General features: G+C 56.8%; 4 protein-coding genes. All 4 read left to right on the top strand.

The window, feature by feature from the left end; translation table 11 throughout:
• On the top strand, positions 1–746 hold a 746-nt coding region (gene epsE / locus ABI213_RS20210), incomplete at its 5' end, for a polysaccharide export protein EpsE (protein ID WP_348028428.1).
• A gap of 15 nt (positions 747–761) precedes the next feature.
• Entirely contained in the window at positions 762–2,165 is a 1,404-nt protein-coding gene (gene epsF, locus ABI213_RS20205; RefSeq protein ID WP_348028426.1) for a chain length determinant protein EpsF, read from the top strand.
• Complete coding sequence (gene epsG, locus ABI213_RS20200; RefSeq protein WP_348028424.1) at positions 2,162–3,040, top strand: chain length determinant protein tyrosine kinase EpsG; 879 nt, start codon at positions 2,162–2,164, stop codon at positions 3,038–3,040. Before epsF ends, epsG begins: the two co-directional genes overlap by 4 nt.
• A 62-nt stretch (positions 3,041–3,102) precedes the next feature.
• On the top strand, positions 3,103–3,352 hold a 250-nt coding region (locus ABI213_RS20195; protein WP_348028422.1), incomplete at its 3' end, for a glycosyltransferase.

Here is a 3,352-nt window from a genome sequence, read left to right as displayed (position 1 = left end):
CCGCCCATGCGCAAGACAAGACCGACTTTCGGTTAAGCGCAGGGGATGCCATCCGGGTGCTGGTGTTCCAGAATCCCGATCTCACGGTGGATGCCCGTGTCTCCGAAGACGGCACCATCAGCTACCCGTTGATTGGCTCTGTCGAGCTCATTGGCCTCACTATCGGGGCAGCCGAAAAGAAAATTGCAACCGCCTTGAAAAGTGGTGGTTTTTTACAGCAGCCACAAGTCAATATCGTTCTGGTGCAAACGCGCGGGAGCCAGGCATCCGTGCTGGGGCAGGTGAATCGCCCCGGCCGCTTTCCATTAGAAACCACCAACATCCGTGTCAGTGACCTGCTCGCAATGGCTGGCGGAACCACCCCCGTGGGCGACGATAAAGTCATTCTGACCGGTCTACGGGGTGGCAAACCTTTCCGAAAAATAATTGACGTACCATCGCTATTTATTGAGGGTAAACCCGAGGACGATGAAGTCATTGCAAGTGGCGACAGGTTGTATGTGCATAAAGCCCCCGTATTCTTCATCTACGGCGAGGCCCAAAAGAATGGCGCTTACCGCATTGAGCGAGGTATGACTGTGATGCAGGCCTTGGCCACCGGTGGTGGCCCCACCACCCGTGGAAGTGAATCCCGGCTGCGCTTGTACCGCAAAGATGCCGCTGGAGTGGTGCAGCAAACAACCCCTGCGCTGACAGATCCGCTACAACCTAACGATGTGATCTATGTCCGTGAAAGCCTTTTCTAAATCGCCGAGCACTCCATGACACCGCAACAATTTTTTTTGATACTTAGAGCACGTTACAAGATCGCAATCATCACCCTGCTGGTGACGACTGCGGCGGCTGTGGCCGTCACGCTATGGCTGCCTAAGCAGTACACGGCCAATGCCGCTGTGGTGCTGGATGTCAAATCGCCTGACCCGGTCAGTGGCCAGATGCTTTCCGGCATGATCGCTCCTAGCTACATGGCCACGCAAATCGACATCATCAACAGCCAACGGGTCGCCCAGCGGGTGACCAAACTGCTGCCCAAAGGACAAGGCACCTGGATTCGCAGCCAATGGCTAGAAGACACCGAAGGCAAAGGCGACTTCGATTTATGGCTCACCAACCTACTTCAAACCAACCTCAACGCCAAACCAGCGCGTGACAGCAACGTTATCAACATCGGTTACACCGGCGCAGATGCAGATTTCGCCGCCGCCGCCGCCAACGCATTTTCCCAGGCCTATTTAGACATTAACGTGGACCTGAAGCTGGCCCCTGCACGCCAATACGCCGCATTTTTTGACGAACAAACCAAGCAGACACGCGAACGGCTAGAAAAAGCCCAACAGGCCCTCAGCACCTACCAGCAACAAAATGGCATCGTCTCGGCCGATGAAAAGCTGGACTATGAAACCGCCAAACTGAACGACACGTCCAGCCAACTCACCGTCATCCAAGGCCAAACCACCGACAGCGAAAGCAAGCGCAAAAACAGCAAGGCCGATACCGTGGCAGAGGTCATGCAAAGCCCGCTGATCAACGGATTGAAGGCAGACATAGCACGACTGGACGCCAAGCTGCAAGACAGCAACGTCATCCTTGGTAAAAACCACCCCCAAACCCAACGCACCGAAGCCGAATTGGCCATGCTGCGTACGCAACTCGATGCCGAGACACGCAAGATCACCAGCTCCATCGACACCACTTACCAGGTCAGCAAGCAACGTGAGCAGCAACTACAAAGTGCTTTGGCTACCCAAAAAGCACGCGTGCTGGTGCTCAACAAGCAGCGCGACGAACTCAACATATTGCGCCACGACATTGAAACTGCCCAGCGCGCCTACGAAGCTCTGAGCCAACGGGCATCCCAATCCGACGTAGAAAGCCAAAACGGCCAAACCAATATTTCCGTGTTGAACGCCGCCCTGCCCCCCACACGTGCATCCAAACCCCGCACAGCACTGAATATCGTCTTGTCCATTTTCGTGGGCAGTTTGCTGGGTGTGGGGCTCGCGGTGGCGCTGGAGCTACTCAATCGGCGCGTGCGCTCCACCTACGATCTGGTCGAAGCGCTGAATCTGCCAGTCCTAGGCTCCATTGCATCTGCCAGCACCATGATCAAACGCTCTGGTCCGGGCAAGTTTGCCGCATTGACTTCAAATGGAGCACGCACATGAACGCCCCGGAAAGCCTCATCAAGTCCCCCATTCTGGCCAGCGCCGCGCGATCCATTGGTGACATCTTGGTGTCTAGCGGTCGCCTGACCGCCCAAGATGCCGAACGCATCCTGCAACGCCAGCAGCAAGACAAATCCAACTTCGGCGATGCCGCGTTGGCCCTGCAACTGCTGACCCGCGAAGACATTGACTTTGCACTTTCCAGGCAGTTCGACTACGCCTACCTATCTGAAAAGGACACTAGCCGCAGCCCTGAGCTGGTAGCCGCCTATAAACCCTTCAGCCGCGTTGGCGAGAACCTGCGTGCCGTTCGCAGCCAACTCATGCTGCGCTGGTTCAACAATGAAACCGCCACAAAAGTCATTGCCCTGGTCAGCCCAGGCGCCGGCGAAGGCCGTAGCTTCATTGCGGCCAACCTGGCGATTGTGTTTGCCCAGCAAGGCGAACGCACGCTGCTAATTGATGCAGATCTGCGCAAAGCGCGCCAGCACACCTTATTTGCACTCGGCAAAAGTGCAGGCCTGTCCGGCATCCTGGCAGACCGGGCCGGCATGGAGGCCGTACTTCCCGTTCCCGGCCTGAAAAGCCTGTTCGTGCTGCCTGCGGGCGCAGTGCCACCCAATCCACAAGAGCTGCTGGGACGCACCGCATTCGGAGCACTATTGCACATAGTTGCAAAAGAATTTGACGTGATCATCATCGATACACCTGCAGGCACTGACTTCGCTGACGCAGAAATCATCGCCTCACGCGCGGGTGCCGCTGTGATGGTGACCCGTAAGAACCTGAGCCGCATGTCCGAGGCCACCCTGCTCGCCAGGCGGCTGCAAGACAGCGGGGTAGCCCTGGTTGGAAGCATTCTCAATGACGATTAAACAGATGCCCATGCTGTCCATCAAACCGCCTCTTGGCGCCCACTAGGAGTGCACTGAACGCTATGAGTTTTGATGCAACCCACACAGTCCTTGTAGTCATTCCGACCCTGAACGAGGTCCGCACGCTTGAAGGCGTGCTGCATTCTTTGAGCCAAGAGACACCACCCGGTGTGCAAGTTACCTTTGTGGTGACCGATGGAGGTAGCACCGACGGCACCGTAGCGCTGGTGCAACGCCTGGCAAAAACAGACCCTCGATTGCACTACCTGCACAACCCCCGCCGCATCCAGAGCGCAGCGGTGAATCTGGCCG

Origin of the sequence: Rhodoferax sp. (assembly GCF_039922535.1) — a bacterium.
Taxonomy (GTDB): Bacteria; Pseudomonadota; Gammaproteobacteria; order Burkholderiales; family Burkholderiaceae_C; genus Rhodoferax_B.
This window is presented reverse-complemented; position numbering and strand designations above follow the sequence as displayed.